At 72.6% G+C, this 18,341-nt stretch carries 18 protein-coding genes and 1 pseudogene; 9 read left to right on the forward strand and 10 right to left on the reverse strand.

Annotated elements, in window-relative coordinates:
• Positions 1-186 (forward strand): integrase core domain-containing protein (locus tag HTV45_RS32370; RefSeq protein WP_215209470.1); only part of this gene is annotated, 186 nt, incomplete at its 5' end.
• A 134-nt stretch (positions 187-320) separates the two neighbouring features.
• On the opposite strand, the gene HTV45_RS32375 is transcribed toward HTV45_RS32370, so the two are convergent.
• The 4 genes from HTV45_RS32375 to HTV45_RS32390 form a co-directional block, all read right to left on the reverse strand.
• The gene (locus HTV45_RS32375) at positions 321-1,739 is read right to left on the reverse strand and encodes a DUF234 domain-containing protein (protein WP_215209471.1); all 1,419 of its coding nucleotides are present in this window, start codon (positions 1,737-1,739) and stop codon (positions 321-323) included.
• Positions 1,740-2,104: 365 nt separating this feature from the next.
• Positions 2,105-2,860, reverse strand: a complete 756-nt coding sequence (locus HTV45_RS32380; protein WP_215209485.1) for an alpha/beta hydrolase — start codon at positions 2,858-2,860, stop codon at positions 2,105-2,107.
• 201 nt (positions 2,861-3,061) lie between these two features.
• Positions 3,062-3,733, reverse strand: a complete 672-nt coding sequence (locus HTV45_RS32385; RefSeq protein ID WP_215209472.1) for an enoyl-CoA hydratase-related protein — start codon at positions 3,731-3,733, stop codon at positions 3,062-3,064.
• Positions 3,734-4,116: 383 nt separating this feature from the next.
• Entirely contained in the window at positions 4,117-5,217 is a 1,101-nt protein-coding gene (locus tag HTV45_RS32390; RefSeq protein ID WP_215209473.1) for a Clp protease N-terminal domain-containing protein, read from the reverse strand.
• 529 nt (positions 5,218-5,746) lie between these two features.
• On the opposite strand from HTV45_RS32390, the gene HTV45_RS32395 reads away from it, so the two are divergent.
• Both HTV45_RS32395 and HTV45_RS34665 read left to right on the forward strand, forming a co-directional pair.
• Complete coding sequence (locus HTV45_RS32395; protein ID WP_004986771.1) at positions 5,747-5,950, forward strand: cold-shock protein; 204 nt, start codon at positions 5,747-5,749, stop codon at positions 5,948-5,950.
• A 455-nt stretch (positions 5,951-6,405) separates the two neighbouring features.
• Positions 6,406-6,618: a hypothetical protein gene (locus HTV45_RS34665; protein ID WP_251693325.1), complete on the forward strand. Its 213-nt coding sequence runs from the start codon at positions 6,406-6,408 to the stop codon at positions 6,616-6,618.
• Here the strand turns inward: HTV45_RS34665 and HTV45_RS32400 are convergent.
• Together HTV45_RS32400 and HTV45_RS32405 are read right to left on the reverse strand one after the other, a co-directional pair.
• Positions 6,603-6,962: a hypothetical protein gene (locus tag HTV45_RS32400; protein ID WP_215209474.1), complete on the reverse strand. Its 360-nt coding sequence runs from the start codon at positions 6,960-6,962 to the stop codon at positions 6,603-6,605. The two genes, HTV45_RS34665 and HTV45_RS32400, sit on opposite strands and share 16 nt — an antisense overlap.
• A gap of 171 nt (positions 6,963-7,133) precedes the next feature.
• Complete coding sequence (locus HTV45_RS32405; protein ID WP_215209475.1) at positions 7,134-7,472, reverse strand: MerR family transcriptional regulator; 339 nt, start codon at positions 7,470-7,472, stop codon at positions 7,134-7,136.
• 499 nt (positions 7,473-7,971) lie between these two features.
• Between HTV45_RS32405 and trkA the strand changes: the two genes are divergently transcribed.
• Positions 7,972-9,285, forward strand: a complete 1,314-nt coding sequence (gene trkA / locus HTV45_RS32410; protein ID WP_215209476.1) for a Trk system potassium transporter TrkA — start codon at positions 7,972-7,974, stop codon at positions 9,283-9,285.
• Positions 9,282-10,832: a TrkH family potassium uptake protein gene (locus HTV45_RS32415; RefSeq protein ID WP_215209477.1), complete on the forward strand. Its 1,551-nt coding sequence runs from the start codon at positions 9,282-9,284 to the stop codon at positions 10,830-10,832. The genes trkA and HTV45_RS32415 overlap by 4 nt, the downstream gene beginning before the upstream one ends.
• A gap of 395 nt (positions 10,833-11,227) precedes the next feature.
• Here HTV45_RS32415 and HTV45_RS32420 read toward each other — a convergent pair whose 3' ends face one another.
• Entirely contained in the window at positions 11,228-12,424 is a 1,197-nt protein-coding gene (locus HTV45_RS32420; RefSeq protein WP_215209478.1) for an MFS transporter, read from the reverse strand.
• Positions 12,425-12,506: 82 nt separating this feature from the next.
• Here HTV45_RS32420 and HTV45_RS32425 point away from each other — a divergent pair, with 82 nt between their 5' ends.
• From HTV45_RS32425 to HTV45_RS32435, 3 genes are all read left to right on the forward strand, one after another.
• Positions 12,507-13,496 (forward strand): helix-turn-helix domain-containing protein, encoded by a 990-nt coding sequence (locus HTV45_RS32425; protein WP_215209479.1) that lies wholly within the window; start codon positions 12,507-12,509, stop codon positions 13,494-13,496.
• 9 nt (positions 13,497-13,505) lie between these two features.
• On the forward strand, positions 13,506-14,015 hold the full coding sequence (locus tag HTV45_RS32430) for a glutathione peroxidase (protein WP_215209480.1): 510 nt from the start codon (positions 13,506-13,508) through the stop codon (positions 14,013-14,015).
• A gap of 80 nt (positions 14,016-14,095) precedes the next feature.
• Positions 14,096-14,959, forward strand: coding sequence for a MerR family transcriptional regulator (locus HTV45_RS32435; protein ID WP_215209481.1), 864 nt, complete (start codon positions 14,096-14,098; stop codon positions 14,957-14,959).
• 150 nt (positions 14,960-15,109) lie between these two features.
• On the opposite strand, the gene HTV45_RS32440 is transcribed toward HTV45_RS32435, so the two are convergent.
• From HTV45_RS32440 to HTV45_RS32450, 3 genes are all read right to left on the reverse strand, one after another.
• Positions 15,110-15,301: a DUF397 domain-containing protein gene (locus HTV45_RS32440; RefSeq protein WP_215209482.1), complete on the reverse strand. Its 192-nt coding sequence runs from the start codon at positions 15,299-15,301 to the stop codon at positions 15,110-15,112.
• Positions 15,302-15,528: 227 nt separating this feature from the next.
• Complete coding sequence (locus tag HTV45_RS32445; RefSeq protein ID WP_215209483.1) at positions 15,529-16,386, reverse strand: helix-turn-helix transcriptional regulator; 858 nt, start codon at positions 16,384-16,386, stop codon at positions 15,529-15,531.
• A gap of 310 nt (positions 16,387-16,696) precedes the next feature.
• The gene (locus tag HTV45_RS32450) at positions 16,697-17,455 is read right to left on the reverse strand and encodes a GPP34 family phosphoprotein (RefSeq protein WP_215209484.1); all 759 of its coding nucleotides are present in this window, start codon (positions 17,453-17,455) and stop codon (positions 16,697-16,699) included.
• A 343-nt stretch (positions 17,456-17,798) separates the two neighbouring features.
• Between HTV45_RS32450 and HTV45_RS32455 the strand changes: the two are divergent.
• Positions 17,799-18,341 (forward strand): annotated as a pseudogene (locus HTV45_RS32455) (hypothetical protein); the annotation flags it as partial.

Genomic DNA, 18,341 nt, shown 5'->3' on the forward strand with positions numbered 1-18,341 from the left:
GTCGAACGCTTCAACCGCACCCTGCTCGACGAATGGGCCTACGCCCGCCCCTACCGCTCGGAGACCGAACGACGCGAAGCGTTCCCCGGCTGGCTGCACACCTACAATCACCACCGCGGACACACCGCGCTCAAGGGCCAACCACCCGCCAGCCGCGTCCCCAACCTCACAGGGCAATACACCTAGGCGGCCTCGGACTCGTCGTCCGGGGCCGTTTGCGTGAGCGGGAAGACGTCACCCGTCGCGGTGGGCCGAAGGCTCGGCCGACCCGAGTGGGGCGACAGGCCATACACCTGGCACCCGCACGTATTCCGGCATGCTCAGGAGGGCCACGCCGCGAGGAGTTCCGCCGGGCCGTACGCGGCGTCGAGCCCCGCACAGTCGGTCCCACTGCGCGAGACAGCGATCACAGGCACGGGGTCAGGCGTGAGCGCGGCGCGGTGTCGGTGCAGGGCCGCGAGATCGTGCCGGTCGAACGGGGAGTTCTCCAGCCACTTCACCGAGCCGACGAACAACAGCTCCTTGGCGACCGGCGCGCGGTCCGCTCCCACGACGTCGATCTCCACATCGTTGGTACGGGTCCAGTAACCGCCGATGGCGGGGGCGGCGGGGAGGTTCGCGTCGGGCAGCAGCCGTGCCAGCGCCTCGCGCACCAGAGGTTCAACGGCCCTGCCACGCCAGCTGGTCCAGTTTTCGCGGATGCGCCGCAGCGTCAGGTCACCCCGGCCCCGCTCGATCTCCTCCATCGCCGGACCCAGGAGCTTCAGCCAGAAGCGGAGGTAGGGATCCGCGACCCGGTAGCGACGGTCCTTCGAAGGCCGCGTGGACACGGGAAGCTCCGCCGCGATCACCCGCTTTTCCGCGAGGATCCCCAGCGACCGCTGTAGCGGGGTCGCCCCGATCCCGCCGGCGGCGCGGGCGATGTTGGAGAACGTCCGCTCACCGCTGCCGATCGCCGAAAGAACGGTGCGTGCCTGGACCTGCTGGGGGAACTCTGCGGCGAGCGAGCGCTCCGCCGACACCAGCAAGGCCGAGACCGGATCGCTGAGCGCCGCCCGCAGGAACTCCCACATCCCGGCGCCGTGCGTCCACTCCGCACAGATCAGAGGCAGTCCACCGGTGATCAAGGCCGCGTCGAAGGCCGAGGCGGGATCGAGGCCGAGCATCTCCCCCACCTCCGCCGGGTTCAGCGGACCCAGCACCATCTCCCGTCCGCGCTGGTGGAACGGGCGTCCATAGCTGTTCAGCGCCTCCATCATCGACAGGTCGGAACCGATGAGAACCAGCAGAACCGGCTTCTTCTCCAGCACTCGGTCCCAGGCCCGCTGAAGCATGCCCTCGAAGGCGCCCTCCGCATCCATCAAATAGGGCACCTCGTCCATGACCACCACGCTCGCCCGGTCGTGCGGCAGTGCCGCCGCCAGTACGTCGAAGGCGGCATCCCAACTCGCCGGGCGGGCCGCAGACAGCAGATTCGCCAGCGGAAGGCTGGACGACCGCGCATCCTGGCTGAGCCGCTCCAGGTCCGCCCCCGGCGACGCCCCCGTGGCGGCATGGAAGAGGAACGGCGCACCGGACCTCTCTGCGAACCGCTCCACCAGTCGCGACTTACCCACCCGGCGGCGCCCTCGAAGCATCACGCACCGCCCGGGCCGCTCCCCACCGACCCCGGCCGTCACCTTGCCCAGCTCGCGATCCAGAGTCTCGAGCTCGTGCCGCCTGCCCACGAAATCTGCCATGCCGCCGCCTCCCCAGTGCCATGCATCCCGCAGACACTAACATCACAGTTAGCAACATTAGAGTTAGTTACAGGATGGCTTCGGGAGGTGCTACTCCCCCAGTGCACCCACGGGAGACGATCAGCCTTCCGCGCCCCAGCCTGGTTCGCCATTGGACACCCCACGGCCGCCGCATGCGTGAGCGGCGCGTGAGCGGCGCGTGAGCGGACTGCGCAACAGGAGCCGTCCTCAGCCGGATGGGCTGACCGTGCGCGGTCCGCGGCGGGAGTGGATGGGCGGAATCCCGCGCACGAGTGTCGGCGGACAACGTCCCGGCCGGCGTGCTCACCGTCCGCCGATGCCCCGGGGGCTCGGAGGGCTCGGCCTCACTTCAGGTGGCGGGTGAAGAAGTCGGCCATGGCGTCCCCCGCGTACGGCGGGACGCCGGTGTGGCCGCCCATGTTGGCGTTCAGGGTCTTCTCCTGGGAGCCGAAGGCGTCGAACAGGGCCAGGGCCGCCTGCCGGTCGTTGCCTTCGTCGTCCCACTGCAGGAGGACGTGGAGCGGAATGGTGACCCGGCGGGCCTCGTCGAACATGACGCGCGGCACGAAGCTCCCGGCGAAGAGGCCCGCGGCCACGATGCGCGGCTCGACCACCGCGAGGCGGACGCCGATGGAGATCACTCCCCCCGAGTACCCGACCGGGCCGCCGAGTTCGGGCAGCGGCAGGAGCGCGTCGAGGGCGGCCTGCCATTCCGGGACCGCCTGGTCGACGAGCGGGAGGACGAGGGCGGCGATGATCTCGTCGCTGACCGGCTCGCCGGCTTCCATGGCCCGGCGCAGGTCGGCGCGGGCCCGGTCGGCGTCGGCCCAGTGGGGCCGGTCACCGCTCCCCGGGAGCTCGATGGTGGCCGAGGCGAAGCCGTCCGCCGCGGCGCGCCGGGCCCGCGCCACCAGTCGGGGGTACATCGCGTGCAGTCCGAGCGGGGGGTGGCCGAGCAGGATCAGGGGCGTCGGTTCCGATCCCGACGCAGAGGCGGAGGCGGGTGTCCACAGGATGCCGGGGATCTCGCCGAGAGTGAATGCGCGTTCGAGGACGCCGTCGTCGTCGAGGCGCTGTTCGGAAGTGAAGTGGAGGGGCATGGTCATGCCTTTCGGGAGTGCGCTCGAGCGGCGCTCCCGGACGACCTATCGCCCGACCGTGACCCCGGAGGGGAGCACCCATGTGGATACGTTCACGGGTACCACCTCCTCGTTCTCTCGCACGGCCTCCGGCAAGGTAGCAGCGGCCGGCGCGGTACGCCCAGCGGTTTTCCGCGCGCTGCACGGCCGGTGTGACCCCGGTCAGCCGAGCGGGGCGGTGGTGTCGCGGAGGGTGGTCAGGGTGGGGGCGTACATGCGGGCCTTGATGGTGCCGAGGGTGTCGCCGGCCTTGTTCACCAGGGCCTGGGCCATCTCGACGGCGGTGGAGCGCACGGCCTCCTCGGGGAGCGCCCGGTCGACGATGCCGGCGGCTGCCGCGTCGGCGCCGCCGTAGCGGCGGGCGGTCGTCATGGCCTCGTGCGCGGTCTGCGGTGCCAGCCGGGACTGGATGAGGGCGGACATGCCGGGGGTGAAGGGGATGCTGATGTCGACCTCGGGCAGGCACCAGTAGCCCCGGTCGGCGCGCATCACGCGGAAGTCGTGGGCGAGGGAGAACATCGCGCCGGCGGCGAATGTGTGGCCCTGCAGCGCGGCCACCGTGACGAGCGGCAGTGACAGCAGCCGGGCGAAGAGTTCGTGCACGGAGGCGACGTAGCCGTGGTACTCGTCGGCGTGGGCGAGCAGCCACTCCAGGTCGAGTCCGTTGGAGTAGAACTTGCCGGTGGCGGCGGTGACCAGGGCGCGGGGGCCGTCCGTCTTCTCCACCTCGTCGAGCGCGGCACCGACCGCGGCGATCCAGTCGGGGTGGAAGCGGTTCTCGCCGTCCCCCAGGTCGAGGACGAAGACGTTCTCATGGCGGTCGAGCGACGGCATGGCTGCTCCTTCGGCGAACGGTCTACCCGCCAGTAACTTATGCGGGAGACGTGGGCAGCGCAAGGCGGGTGCGGTCCGGCGCGGAGCCCGCCTTCGGTGGTGTGGACGGTGACGCCGGGGAGCGAGCCGAGGGAGTTGCCGTTCGGCGCCCGGTTCACGAACGGGCGACCCCGGGGCTGGACAGGGAGGTCGCCGTCACGCGGAACGGGCCCGGGGCCGGCCGGCCGGCCGTCCGTCCGCGTCCGGCCGGTTCGTTCGCGGTGACCGCCGCCGGGGAGACACGGCCGGATGTCCGTGCCTTCCCGGGATCTCGGGCTCGAGGAGGAGAAGCGCGGCAGCGATCCACAGGTGCGGTGCGCGGCCGGGTGGGCGGGTGAGGTCCGTCAGTGGTCCGGGGTGGGGGCGAGGGCGTCGATGAGTTGCCGGGCGCGGGTCTCCTCTTTCAGGAGGAGGTCCACGAGGGGGCCGGTGCCCGGGTCGGTCGTCGGGGCGTGGGCCGGGGCGTCCGTGGGCGGCCTGTCCGGGGACGCGGCCTCCTCGAGGTACTGCTCGGCGGGGCGTGCGTCGGCGGTCAGGGGGACGCGGCCGGTGGTCAGCGCGCTGTGGACGGTGGCGTGGTCGAGGCCCATACGGGCCAGCCGTTCGGCGCCGGAGTAGCGGGTGTCGGGTGTGGGGGCGCTCTCGTCGCGCATGTGCGGGTAGTGGAGCGCCACCTCGTGCGTGGCCAGGACCGCCAGCAGGATGTGCTCGGTGCCCACCGTGCCGTGGCCGAGGCGGCGCGCCTGCTCGGGGGTCTCCATGCTGATCCACCAGGCGGGGCGGGAGGCCCAGTTGACGCCTATGCGCTTGAGCAGCCACCGCTTCCAGAGAGTCTTGTGCCGGTAGTGGACGCGGCCGAGGAGAGCGTCGCGGGTGGGGTGCAGCAGGGAGTCGAGGTCGTCCTCCGGGGCCGGGGCGTCGCCGTCGAGGAGGGACAGGACGGTCCCTGGTGTGACGCCGCAGTCGGCCAGCAGTACCACCGCGCGGTGGGGCTCGCGCGTCCCGTCCCCGGTGTCCTTCTCCGTGTCCTCCTCCAGGTCCTCCTCCAGCAGCGCCCGCAGCAGGTGCACCGCGCCGAACTTCTTCGCGTCCTCGCGTCGGGCCTGTTCCATCGCCGAGGTCAGCGCCCTGGCCGCGGCGCCCGTGAAGCGGGTGTGACGGTCTCCGTCCTCCCCGAGGAGGTCCCGGGAGGCGACGGTCTCGCCGGCGTCGTCGGCGTCCTCCCGTGGGACGCCGGTCTCCCTGGCGTCCCGCAGCAGTGCCGCCACGGCGATCTTGGTCGCCCCGGCGTCCGCGAGCGCCTGGCGCGCGGCGCCTTTGGACGCGGTGATGCCTGCCAGCAGGTGGTCGGTGCCGATGGCTTCCCCGCTGGACGCCCCCGCCGCGCCTCTCGCGGATCCCAGGATTCCCACGATGGTCCAGTCGGGCTCCTTGATGGGTTCCATGCTGCCTTCCTCTTGCTTCTTCTTGATCGCCGGTACTGCCCTGCAGACTTCCCGACCGGAGCGCGGAGCACATCGTCCGGGAGGCGTATCCGGATCTCCGCCTGCCGGGGCGTGCCGAGCCGCGCGGGGCACACCACCAGGGACGACGCCGTGCGGGAGCCCTCGTGCCGCCTGCCGGAAGCCCTCGCCCCGCGGGGACCTGGTCCTGCGGGCACTTCCGGCCGGGCGGGTGCGGCCCGGCGCCCGATGTCTTATCTGCACCCGCGAGGTCAGAGTTTTACGCGAGGGGTCCACAGATTCGTTACGGCGGCGACAGAGCAGAATTGCGCAAATTACGCAGAGCGCCTCCGCGTGCTACTGTCGATTGCAGTTGCAGTTGTGGTTCCCGAAACTTCAAGCGCTTCCATCCGGCATACGTTCCGGAGGTGGCGCTTGTGCATTCCCGGTTTTTTCCGGCGGGGTGATCATCGCGGCGACACGGTGTCCGCACAGGGTGGATGCCGACGCACAGCCCCGAAGGAGATATGACATGGCTACTGGAACCGTGAAGTGGTTCAACGCGGAAAAGGGCTTCGGCTTCATCGAGCAGGACGGTGGCGGCGCTGACGTGTTCGCCCACTACTCGAACATCGCAGCCCAGGGTTTCCGCGAGCTCCTCGAGGGCCAGAAGGTGTCCTTCGACATCGCGCAGGGCCAGAAGGGCCCGACGGCGGAGAACATCGTTCCCGCCTGATCTGACGCGCACCACGTAGTTGGGGCTCGCATCCTTCGGGGTGCGGGCCCCAACTGCTGTCGTTCTGCGCTCTGCGCCTTCTTTTGAACGTTTTTCCCGGACCGGCTGCGCTTTTCGCCGCCCACCCGGCCGTTTCGGTCCGTTCTGACGTTTCCCGGTGCGGTATTTCCGTGCCGATCCGCCCGCGCCTGTCGGGTTTCAGCGGCGCCCGTGCGACCGGGAATCCGGTCGATCCAGCAGCGGGAGGCACTTCTTGTCCCCGGTTCAGGCGTATTCGCGTCCGGCAGACATCTCCGCCCTTCCCACGGCGGTGAAGGACGCCCGCGGTACGGCGGCCGGATCCAGGGCCGCGGGCCGGCCCTGGATCCGGGTCGGGGCGGGTCCAAGTCGGCCCCGGATCCGGGACGGGTCCAAGTCGGGTCCGGGTCCGGGACGGGTCCGGGGTCCGGGACGACATGACCGCCGAGGGGGCGTCGTCCGTCATGGCCGCCGCGCGCACCGGTCATCCCGCCGTCCGTGACGAGAACGACCGGTGCACCGGCGTAATCACCCGGGCCCGGCTCACCGCCGTGCGGGACGGTTCCACCTACACGGATCGCGTATGGCCGCGCGATGGCGCCGACGACGCGGTGAGACGGCGGGCGGGCGGCCGTCAGTGGTCGGAGTAGCTGAAGTCACCCACGGTCCAGGCGCTGACGTCCTCGATCGCGACGCGGTACATCCCTCCCGTCTCCGGGATCCCCACCGCGCCCTGCAGGATGCGGGCCACGTGGAAATGGAGATGCGTGGGCGGCCCCTCCCGCTTCGCGCGTGCGTCGAAGACGGCGGAGAACCGGCTCAGCTGCGCCGAACCCGTCAGTACCTCCGCCACCCGCTGACGCCACACGGCTTCGGGGGCGAGGCGACCGGTGATGACAGCACCACCGGTGACCACGGTCAGGGACATCCGGCTGTTCTGCCCGGACTCCACCAGGGCAGCGATCTCGACGATCAGCTCGTCAGGCTTCACCATGAGGCCGAATTCTATGCACCGGCCCGGCCGGGGTGACATGCGCAGTCCCCTACCGGCCGAAAACGGTGCCGTCGGCTCGCACCGCCGGCGCTGCCCATCGGGCCGGAACGCCGTGCCCGGCCTGGTCCCGCCGGCCCGGCCGGAGGGCGGTGCCCCCTGCGAAGGTTCGGGTCAGACGTCCGCCTTCTGGCCGGAGCCGAGTTCACTGCGACGCAGTGCGTCGTTGATGCGCCGGGCCTCTTCGAGCTGGTCCTCCAGGATGATGATGCGACAGGCCGCCTCGATGGCGGTCCCCTGGTCGACCATCTCGCGGGCCCGGGCGGCGATCCGCAACTGGTAGCGGGAGTAGCGGCGGTGGCCGCCCTCGGACCGCAGGGGCGTGATCAGCCGGGCTTCACCGAGTGCCCGCAGGAACGCGGGCGTGGTTCCGAGCATCTCGGCTGCCCGTCCCATGGTGTAGGCGGGGTAGTCGTCGTCGTCGAGCCGGTCGAGCGGTGTGTCTGCGGTCATCTGCACCTCTGTTGGGTAATGCGTCGAGGGGCCTTGGTGCCGTACGGCACCAAGGCCCCGAGGGATTTCTCACACCATCTGCCGGCTTACTGCACTACCGGCCTTCTCTTTCCGCACCAGCCCCTTGCGCGGGGCGGAGTGTGCGGGAATCGCGGATGCGTGACCGTGGGACCACCTTCCGTTCCGGGGCCTGCGGTACCCGGACGGCCGTTCTCGCCCGGGCGATCCTGATGGCGTCTGCCCCCTTCTCTCTTTCCGTGTGCGCACCGGTCGGTGTCGCGGGTCCTGTGTCCCGTCGGCGACCCGAAGGCCGCCGACGGGATCGGCATCGTCCTTGCTGCGGGCAGTTCGTGTCTGCCTCGCCCTTCAAGACCTCTTGGCTACGACAGAGACAGTACCTCTGCCCCGCCTGAATGTCTACAGCGACGGCGACAGATTTACCCCCGTGCGGGTGAGTGGTTCCCCGGCGGCCGGGAGCCGGGCGTGCCACGATGCCGGTATGCGGGTCATCGTCGTGGGTGCCGGCCAGGTCGGACACACCGTGGTCAAGTCGCTCGCCGAGACGCACCGGTGCACGGTGATCGACATCGACGAGGAGCGCCTGCACGCCCTGTCCCACACGTACGACGTCCAGGTCACGCGCGGCAACGGCACCCGGCGCGAGACGCTGCTCGAAGCCGGTGTGGCCGACGCGGAGCTGGTACTGGCCTGCACGTCGCGGGACGAGGTCAACCTGGTGATCGCCATGCTGGCCCGGCGGCTGTCGTCGGCGCGGACGGTGGTGCGCGCCACCGGAATGGACTACCTGCCGGCCTGGCGTGCGGGTGACCTCGATGTGGACCTTCTCGTCTCCACGGCGTACGAGACCGCGAGCGCCGTCGTGCGCGTCCTGCACGTGCCGGGGGCCCGGCACGTGGACTTCTTCGCGGACGGTGAGGTGGTCGTGCTCGGGGTGGACGTCCATGAGGAGAGGCTTCCGCGGTTCGCCGGACGGCCCTTGCCCGACGCGGGTCCGCCCGGGGAGTCGCGGGTGGTCGCCGTCGTGCGGGACGGGGAGTGGATCAGTCCGAGCGCGCGGGAGGCGGTGCGGTCCGGCGACCGGGTGATCGTGATGGCGTCGCCGGCCGCGGCGCGCGCGTGGGGCCGGCTGGTCAGCGGGGCGGACCCGGTCGGCGAGGTGGCGCTCTTCGGCGCCGGCCGGATGGGAACGGCCATCGCCCGGGTGCTGCTGGAGCGGGGGATCTCCGTACGGGTGGTCGAGCCGGACGGGGCGCGGGCGCGCGCGGCCGCGGCCGTACTGGACCGGGCGAGGGTGTTCCACGCGTCGGGACTGGACGCGGAGTTCCTGCGCCGCGAGCGCATCGGTACGGCGGGAGCGGCGGTCTTCGCGGGCGGGGACGACTCCCGGAATCTGCACGGGGCGGTGCTGGCGAAGCTCCACGGGGTGGGGCTCACCCTGACGGTCCTCGACGACCCCGCCGCGGCCGGCGTCTTCGAGGCGGCGGGCGTCGATGTCACCATCGACCCGGGCGACGAGACGGCCGAGAAGATGGCCCGCTTCACCTTCGACGAGCGCACCCGGCAGGTGGCGATGCTGGGTGACGACCGCTTCGAGGTATTCGACATCACCGTACGGGCGGACAGCACGTACGCGCACCGGCCGGTCGACGCGGTGCCCGGGGCCGGGGTGGGGGCGGTCGTCCGTGACGGTGCGGTGTTCTTCCCCTCCGGGGAGGACGAACTGCGGCCCGGGGACCGCGCCATCGTGCTCAGCGAACCCGGCCGCGTCCCCTCGATCGAGCACCACCTGTGACGCCCTCCGGTACGGCGCCGGGCCGGCCGCGCCGGGGGCTGCCGCGCGCCCGGCTCGGCGTCGATCTGCGGACCGCGCTGGGTGTCGTGGGCGCCCTGCTCGCCTGGTTCGCGCTCGCGTTCGTCGCGCCGGCGGTCGTCGCGCTGGTGACCGGTGGGGTTCCGTGGCCCTTCCTCGCCGCCGGAGCCGTGACGGCCGTGACGGGGCTGGGCTTCATGCGTCTGACGGGCGAGCGGCCGCCGCTGGGCGTCCGGGAGGGGTTCCTCGTCGTCGTGGTGGTCTGGCTGCTGGTGCCCGCGCTCGGCGCGCTGCCCTTCCTGCTGGGCCGGGTCCCGCAGCTCGGCCATCCGGTCGACGCCTACTTCGAGGCGATGTCGGGATTCACCGCCACCGGAGCGACGGTGCTGACGGACGTGGACGCGCTCGGCACCGACATGCTCTTCTGGCGGCAGCTCACCCATGGCCTGGGCGGCCTGGGCATCATCGTGCTCGCACTGGCGGTGCTGCCGCGGCTGCGCATCGGAGGCCGCGAGCTGCTGCGCTCGGAGCTGCCGGGGCCGGTGGAGATGGAGTCGCTCGGCGCGACGGTGCGCGGGACCGCCCGGCGGCTGTGGAAGATCTACCTCACGGTGACGGCGGTCGGCGTCCTGGTCCTGGCCGGCCTGGGGTGGGCCGGGCTCGACCGGCGCATGGACCTGTTCCACGCGTTCTCCTACGCGACGTCGGCCGTGGCCCTCGGCGGGTTCACCCCGGACGCCGATTCGGCCCGCGGCCTGGCGCCGGTGACCCAGTGGGTGCTGTGCGCGCTGATGGCGGTGGCCGGGGTGAACCTGCTGCGGCTGTACCGGCTCGCCGTGCTGCGTCAGTTCCGGGCCGGTGCCCGTGACGAGGAACTGCGTCTGTATCTGGCGCTGCTCGTCGCGGCGTCCGCCGTGCTGGCGGCCGAGCTGTTCGCGGCCGGCGCGGTGCAGGGGTCCGGCGGTGTCCGGCACGCGGTCTTCCAGGCGGTCTCGGTGATGACCACCACCGGCTTCGCGACGCTGGACTGGTCGCACTGGGGGGCCCTCGCCGCGCTCACCCTGCTGGCGCTGATGTGCGTCGGGGCCTGTGCCGGGTCGGCGAGCGGATCGGTCAAGGTCGTCCGCCATCTCATCCTCTTCCGCTTCACCCGGCACGAGCTGGAGCAGGCCGTCCACCCCGACGCCGTGCTGCCGGTGCGGGTGAGCGGCCGGGTGGTCGACAACCGCGCGCTGCGTTCGGCGCTGGTGTTCGCGCTGCTCTACGTGCTGGCCCTCGCGCTCGGCACGCTGTGTCTCGCGGTCGACGCCGGGGCGGACGCGCCCGGGAGCGGTGCGTTCACGGCGCTGGGTGCCGCGGCGGCGTGCCTGGGCAATGTCGGCCCGGCCTTCGGCGAGCTCGGCCCGTTCGGCTCGTACGCGCCGCTCGGGGCGGTGTCGAAGGTGGCGCTCACCGCCCTGATGTTCCTCGGCCGCATCGAGATCGTCCCGCTGGCGGTGCTGCTCCGGCGCGGCTACTGGCGTCCGTAGGCGTGGGGGCGCCGGCGGCGCGGTCACCGGGGCACGACCGCACCCCGGCCTGCACGGACGTCCGGCACGGGCGGCCGACGGGCGATCTGCTCGCCGTCGGGGTGCCGTGCCGTACGGGCTCGTCCTGGCCGTCGGGGTGCCGTGCCGTACGGGCTCGTCCTGGCCGGTGGCGACGCCGTACGGGCGCACGGGCCGGTGGACGCCCGGGTCGGCGGCGGGCCGAACCGGTCACCGGGCATCCGGCTTGCCCCGGCGGAGATCACCGGCGCGAGCTCGCCGGGGCGGACCGGGACGGATCGCGCGGGTGGGCGGTCGGGACACCTCCGTCGATCCGCCGACGGCGCGGCCGGTGCTTTCCGACCCCGCGAGCGGCAGGCCGAAGCGGGGGCCGGGAGTCAGCGGGGCCGGTCCGGGGAGGCGGCGTCGCGTGGCGCGGTGGTGGGGGTCCGGGTGGAGGCCAGGAGCAGGGTCACTGCGGTCGACGCCGCCGCCAGGGCCGTCATGGCGGTCGCGGGTGAGGTGAGCTGGGCGAGGCCGCCCGCCAGGGCCGCGCTCACGCCCTGCATCGTGAGCATGCCGGAGGAGTGCAGGCCGAGGGCGTGACCGGTGAGGTCCGGCGGGGTGAGGGCCATCAGCCGCTCCTGCTGGACCAGGCCCGCCCCGAAGCCGGCGGAGGCCACGGTGACCAGCACGGCGGTCACCACGAGCGGCGGGTGGAGGACGAGGGGGAGGTAGGGCGTGGCGAGGAGCAGCAGGAGCGGGGTGGTCAGGCGCCGGCGGCGGTGCGCCGGGATCAGGCGGCCGACCGTCACGTCGCCGGCGAGCATGCCCGCGGCCGCGCAGGCGAAGAGGACGCCGGCCGCGTGGGGGGCGTGGGAGACGTAGAGGGATTCGCAGCCGACGATCAGGCCGTTGGGGAGCCACAGACCGAGGTAGACGTGGCGGCGGGCCGGGGACGACCAGAGCCGGGCGTTGGCCTGCCGGGTGGCCCGTACGGTGGGGCGGCCCGTGGCGCGCGGGGGGCGGCGGGTCAGGCCGAGGCGGGTGACGAGCGCCGCCGTGCCGTACAGGGCGGCCGCGAGGAGCAGCGTGGGACGCGGGGAGAGCAGGGCCAGCAGGACTCCGCCCACCGCGTAGCCGGTGATCTGTGTGACGCCGTGCATCATGTTGAAGACGGATCGGCCCAGCAGGTAGCCGTCCTGGGTGAGGATCTCGTTGAGCAGGCCCCAGCCGACCCCGCCGCTCACCGACGCCACCAGCCCCTGGAGGAGGAGCACGGCGAAGACGGCCGTGACCGGGAGGCCGGGCAGTGCCAGCAGGGCCGTGGCCGCCGCGAAGGCCAGGGCCGTGCCCGCGGTGGTGGCCCGCGGCGGGAGGCGGTCGGCGGCGGACATGAAGAGCGTCGCGCCCAGGACGTGGGCGAGGGACGGGCCGAACATGCTCAGTGCGGACAGCAGGGGTGAGGCGGTCTGCCGGTAGACGAGGGTGGCCAGGGCCAGGCCGCTGGTCGTGCGGGCCAGGGTCTGGACGGTGGCGGCGAGGAAGAGCGGAGTGAACTCCGGTGTGCGGAAGAGGTTCCGGTAGCTGCGCATGCGCGGAGTCTGGGGAGGGATCCGGTGCGGCCGTTAGTGTTTCGCGCCGGTGCGAAACGTCGGCGGCGGGAGGTGACCGGTCGTGGGCTGGTGGCAGATCAGTGCGGACACGCTCGCCGCGAGCCGGTTCGTGCTCTCGCCGCTCGCGGAGACCTTCGCGGCTCTGCGGCTGCTGCATTCCGCGCGGGCCGCGCATCCGGGCGAGAGGGCGTGGCTGGAAACCCATCTGCCCGCCTACCGCGCCCGGCTGGCCGCCGACCCGGTGACCGCGCTGCTGGTGCCGTCCGCGCTCGGCACGGTGTGGATCGCGGACTTCATGACCGTCGCCCCGCGGGGCGGCGAGAGCTTCGACGAGGAGGTCGGGCGGGTGCGCGCGGTCCCGCCCGCCGCCGCCCGCGCCCAGCTGCGGATGGCGCTGGGCGGTCCGCTGCCCGCGCTGCTGGAGCGCGACGACCTCGCGGACCGCGCCGCCGGCCTGCTGACCGGCGTGTGGGAGGACGCCGTACGCCCGTACTGGGCGCGGCGCCGGCGGATCCTCGAGGCGGATGTGGTGGCCCGGACGGCGCGGGTGGGCCGGGACGGCTGGGCGGCGGTGCTGGACGCGCTGCGGCCGGGGACCCGCTGGCTGGGCGGCGACCGGCTGCAGGTGAACGCGCACGAGCTGCCCCCGCGGGAGATCTCGGGGGCCGAGCTGCTGTTCGTGCCGGTGACGTCGCAGCGGGTGGGCTGGGTGTCGCGGGAGGGGACGCGGCGGTACGCGCTGGTCTACCCGTGTGCGGGGGCGCTGGCCGGTGACCGTGGCGGGGAGAGCGTGCCGGCGGGGCTGGGCGCGCTGCTCGGGGGTGCGCGGGCCCGGGTGCTGATGCTGCTGGGCTCGCCGATGAGCACCAGCCAGCTGGTCGCCGTGACCGGGCAGGGCCTGGGCTCGGTCGGCCGGCATCTGCGGGTGCTGCGGGAGGCGGGGATGGTGGAGCGGGCGGGCCGTACGGGCCGGTCGGTGCTGTACGTGCGGACGGCGGCCGGGGAGGTCCTCACCGAGGCCGGACACGGGAAGGCCGGGTCCCGCCGTTAGGGTCGGCTCATGACGACTGCAGAGAACAACGGAACCTCTCCCCTCGGCGTCGGGATCGGCGCGCTCGACGGTGGTCCGGCGGACCTCGCCCGGTACGCGGGCCGGGCGGTGCTCATCGTGAACGTGGCGTCCAAGTGCGGGCTGACCCCGCAGTACGCGGGACTGGAGCGGCTGCAGGAGCGGTACGCGGAGCGGGGCTTCACCGTGCTGGGCGTGCCCTGCAACCAGTTCCTCGGCCAGGAGCCGGGCAGCGCGCGGGAGATCGCGGAGTTCTGCTCGGCGACGTACGGGGTGACCTTCCCGATGACGGAGAAGGTGGAGGTCAACGGGGAGGGGCGGCACGCGCTGTACGAGCGGCTGACCGGCTTCGCCGACGCCGGGGGGCACAGCGGGGACATCCGCTGGAACTTCGAGAAGTTCCTGATCGGGCGGGACGGCGAGGTCGTCGCCCGTTTCTCGCCGCAGACCGAGCCGGAGTCGGAGGAGCTCGTGGCGGCGGTGGAGAAGGCGATCGGCTGACCGTTGACCTTGCCCCTGGGGCAGGGGCGAGTGTCCCTCCTGCCGGGCGGAGCGTCCGCCCGGCGGCGGAGGATGTCGGCGTGGACGAGGAACTGCTCACCATCGGGGCGTTCGCGGCGCGGGCGCGGCTGTCGGCCAAGGCCCTGCGGCTGTACGACCGGCTGGGGCTGCTGGCCCCGGCGCGGGTCGACGAGGGCACCGGATACCGCTTCTACCGGGCCGGTCAGGTCGAGCGGGCCCGGCTGGTCGCGCTGTTGCGGCAGCTGGACATGCCGCTCGCCCGGATCGCCGAGGTCGTCGACGCGGACGACCCGGCGGCGGGGGCCGAGCGGCTGGCCGTCTTCTGGGCGGACGCCGAGGCGCGGCACGCCGGGCAGCGGACGCTCGCCGAGTACCTCCGCGGACGGTTGTCAGGGAGGAGCTCCGAGATGTACGGACAGTTCGTGGTCGAGACGGCCGAGGTGCCGGAACAGGTGCTGATCACCGAGTCCCGGCATGTCCTGGCGGAGGAGTTGCCGGCGTGGATCGGGGCGTCGCTGGGCCGGCTGGAGAAGGCGGCCCGGGAGTCCGGGGGCGTGACCGGCGCGCCGTTCGTGGTGTACCACTCCGAGGTGTCGCTGGAGAGCGACGGTCCGGCGGAGGCGTGCGTCCCGGTCGCCGACGAGGCGGCGGCGCGGGCCTGGGCCGGTGCGCGGGGCCGGGTCCTGGGGACGACGGTACGGGTGGAGCCGCCGCTGCGGTTGGCCCGCACCCGGATCACCAAGGCGCAGGTGGCGCATCCGCAGATCCTGGCCGCGTTCGAGGCGGTCGAGGAGTGGATGAGGGACCGGGGGCTGACGCCTGCGGGACCGTGCCGTGAGGTGTACTTCGCGGACTGGGAGGCCGCGGGGCCGCAGGACCCGGTGTGCGACGTGGCCTTCCCCGTGGCGCCGACGCCCCGGTAGCGCCGCCCGGAGGCCGTAGCCCGGCCGGTGGCCCCCTCGGCAGCCCTCGTGCGGGCCGGCCCGAGGGTCACCGGTCGAGCCCTCTCGGCGAGGACGGCGGACCGGTCGAGAGGGCTCTGTGGCGGAGCTGGTGGACGGGCGTCCGCGCCGTCAGCCCTTGACCGTGGCCACGAAGGCGCTCCACGCGTTCGCGGGGAAAGCCAGTTTGGGGCCCTCGGGGACCTTGGTGTCCCCGAGTTCCAGCGCCGACTCGGTGGTCGACCTGACCATCACGCACGCGCCGTTGTTGTTGGTGTAGGAGGACGTCGTCCACGTTTCCGTGGCGCCCAGACGAATTGCCATGTTCGCTCCGTAGCCAGATGCTGAGTTGCTGTCACCGGCCTGCGCGTTCCGGCAGGGACCCGCAGAACGGATTGCGCCAACCCTCGACCGGGGTTGGCGTGATCGACGCTACTCGTCAACCTCGACTGTTGGAGTGGCCGTTCACTCGTCCGGGTGGCATATTCCAGAGGGGAGGTACGGTCAGGCATGTCAGCGATATAGGGTTCCGCCCCACACCCGACGGCGGCTCAGCGCGCGTAGTCCTTCGCGAGGCGTTCCACCAGCTGACGGGACTGCTCCACGTTCAGCGACTGGGCCCGCAGATGCTCGTACATCACCGTGTACTTCTGCACGTCGTGCGGCTTCTCCAGGTACAGGTCGCTGGTGACGCCCTCGATGTAGACCACGCTCGAGTCGGCCGCGTCGGCGAACTCCAGGATCGAGTACTGGCCGTTGATGCCGGCGTGCGCGCCGACCTCGAACGGCAGCACCTGCACGGTGATGTGCGGCAGCTGGCTCAACTCCATGACGTGCTCGAGCTGTTCCCGCATCACCTGGCGGCTGCCGACCACCCGGTGCAGCGACGCCTCGTCCAGCACCACCCACAGCCGCAGCGGTTCGCCGTCGGCGGTGATCCGGCCCTGCCGGCGCAGCCGCACCTCGACCCGCCGGTCGTTCTCCTGCTCGGTCGACTCCGGGGAACCGCCCTGGACGATCGCCTCCGCGTACGCGCGGGTCTGCAACAGGCCGGTGATGATCTGGGGTTCGTAGACGCGCAGCGACTCCGCGTCCGTCTCCAGACCGATGTAGACGCTGTACGGGATGTCGCCGAAGGCGTGCCACCAGCCCTGCTGGCGGGAGTCCTTGGCCATCTGCATCAGCGACTCGACGATCCGGCTGTCCTCGACCTCGTACACCCCGCACAGGTCGCGCACATCGCGCTGGCTGATGCTGCGCCGGCCGTTCTCCAGGCGGCTGATCTTCGACTGCGACACCAGCAGTCGCTCGGCCACCTCCTCGGCCGTCATGCCCTTGAGCTCACGGAGCCTGCGCAGCTCCTGGCCCAGCCGGCGCCGCCTGACGGTGGGATTGACATTGGACGCCACGGGACGTGCACCTCCGGCTGTATGCCTCGTACTTGCCACTTTGCGTGTCTGCTGATGAGCAGACTGCCACCAAGGTGCTTCCTACCGCTGGGAAACGGTGGATATACGACGGGTACACGCCACTTCCCTGACGGGTGGCGGGTGTTGACCCCGGACGGGGCACGCCGAGCGGGGCGAAGAGCGCCGGTGCGTTCTCTCCGCCCCGCTCGGTCAGCGGCTCCCGTGACCGGGTCTGCGGTGCGCCGGATCCATGGCTGCCGTGCCGTTCGGCCCCTGGGGGACGTCCGGACGTACGTACGGGACGTACGCCTCAGTGGGCCACGGCGCGTGCCATGGATCCTCGGTGCGGTTGTGCCGGCACGCCCCTGGCGGGTTCCGGCGCTCCCCTGCCGCCGCCGGGGCCGGGCTGCCGGCCTGCCGGTGCGGAACCGCGGCGTGGCTGGGCCACGGCGCCGTTCTGGACGTCCATCACCGCGTGCGCGACGAGTCCGCCCATCGGGTCGTGCCGGATCAGATCCCGCAGCCGGGAACGCGAGGAGCGTCCCTCGTTCCCCGGATACAGGTGCTTGCCGAGGCCCACCGCGTGTGCCAGCGCGGCGAGCGCCGCGGTCCGCGGGTCCGGCGGGACGCCGGTGCGGATCGCGGAGTCCAGCCGGGCCCTGATCTCCCGGCTGATCTCGGTGTCCGTCGCCTGGTAGCGAGTCGTCGGCAACACCCCGCACATCTGTCCGGCCACGGCATGCACCATGCCGCACCGCTCCAGATGTGAGAGGTAGGTCTGGCGCAGCCCGAGGCGCGGCCCGCCGATCCAGTGGACCGCCCGTACAGGAGCGCCACGCCTTCGCAGCAACTCCAACGCGCAGTCCAGTGTTGGGTCTCCAGTCGGCCGTGGCGCCACCACGGCGATACGATCCCCGTCTGGGGCTATCCGTCCGGCCAGCGCCAGCTCCACTAGCTGTGCTCCGGCCAGACCGAGGTCGAGCGACTGCGGCTGTGCAGTGGTACCCGTGGTCGGGTCCAATGCCAGCAGCAGAAGCTCCTCCGGAAGTGTTCTGCGGCTCCTGCCCATCCATGCCTCCCCGCGTGGATGTCTGACAGGGTGACCCCTCTCACATCGGTCTGTCGAGGGTGCGTGACCACTTCGTAGTGGAACCAGCAGGTATGTCGTTCTCGTCTACCGCGTGGGGGAAGTCCCGCACACAGGACACTGGTACATGGTTCGGACAGCGCCGCGAGTGTTGTCGTGAGCGGGCGGTTCACGGTTCGGATGACGCACGCGGGGCGTGCGGCACATGGAGGAGGCATCGGTGGCGGGCGAGTCCCCCGACAGGTCGAAGCAGCGTGAGTCGTCGGCAGAACCGACGTCGGGGAGTGCGGGTCCGGTTCCCGCGAAGCAGGATCCGCGGTTGGCGGTGGCGCGCGACGCGTCCTCGTCGGAGGCGCGCGGGACCGCCGACACGGCCACCCGGGTGCTGTCGCTGCCCGCGGACTCTCCGGTCGGGGGCGAGGGCGAGGGCGGGTCTCCGGCGGAGAGCGAGCGCCGGTCCCCGGCGGAGGACGAAGGCGGGGCCCCGGCGGAGGACGAAGGCGGGTCCCCGGCGGAGGACGGCGGCCGGCTGCGTGAGGCGGTCGCCGCGTGGGTCCGCTCGGCCGAGCCGGGCGAGGGTCCGGGCGGCGACGCCGGGAACTCGGGTGGCGACGCCGGCAGGGGCGAGACCGACACCCGCCCCGCCGCGACCGCCCCGGAGGCGGAGGGGGACACCGGCACGGCCGTGGACGGCGCCTCCGCGGACGCCGGTACGGTCCCGGACGCCGCCGACGCCGGAGACGGCGCCCGTACGGTTCCGGCCGCGCGCAGCGGCTCCGACAACGACGCGGAGGAGGCGCCCGCCGCCGGCGCGTCCCGCGACGGAGCCGGGGCCGGGGACGCCGCGAGCGAGGCGGGCGCCGTCTCC

The sequence above is a fragment of the Streptomyces sp. CHD11 genome, assembly GCF_018638295.1.
Lineage (GTDB): Bacteria > Actinomycetota > Actinomycetes > Streptomycetales > Streptomycetaceae > Streptomyces.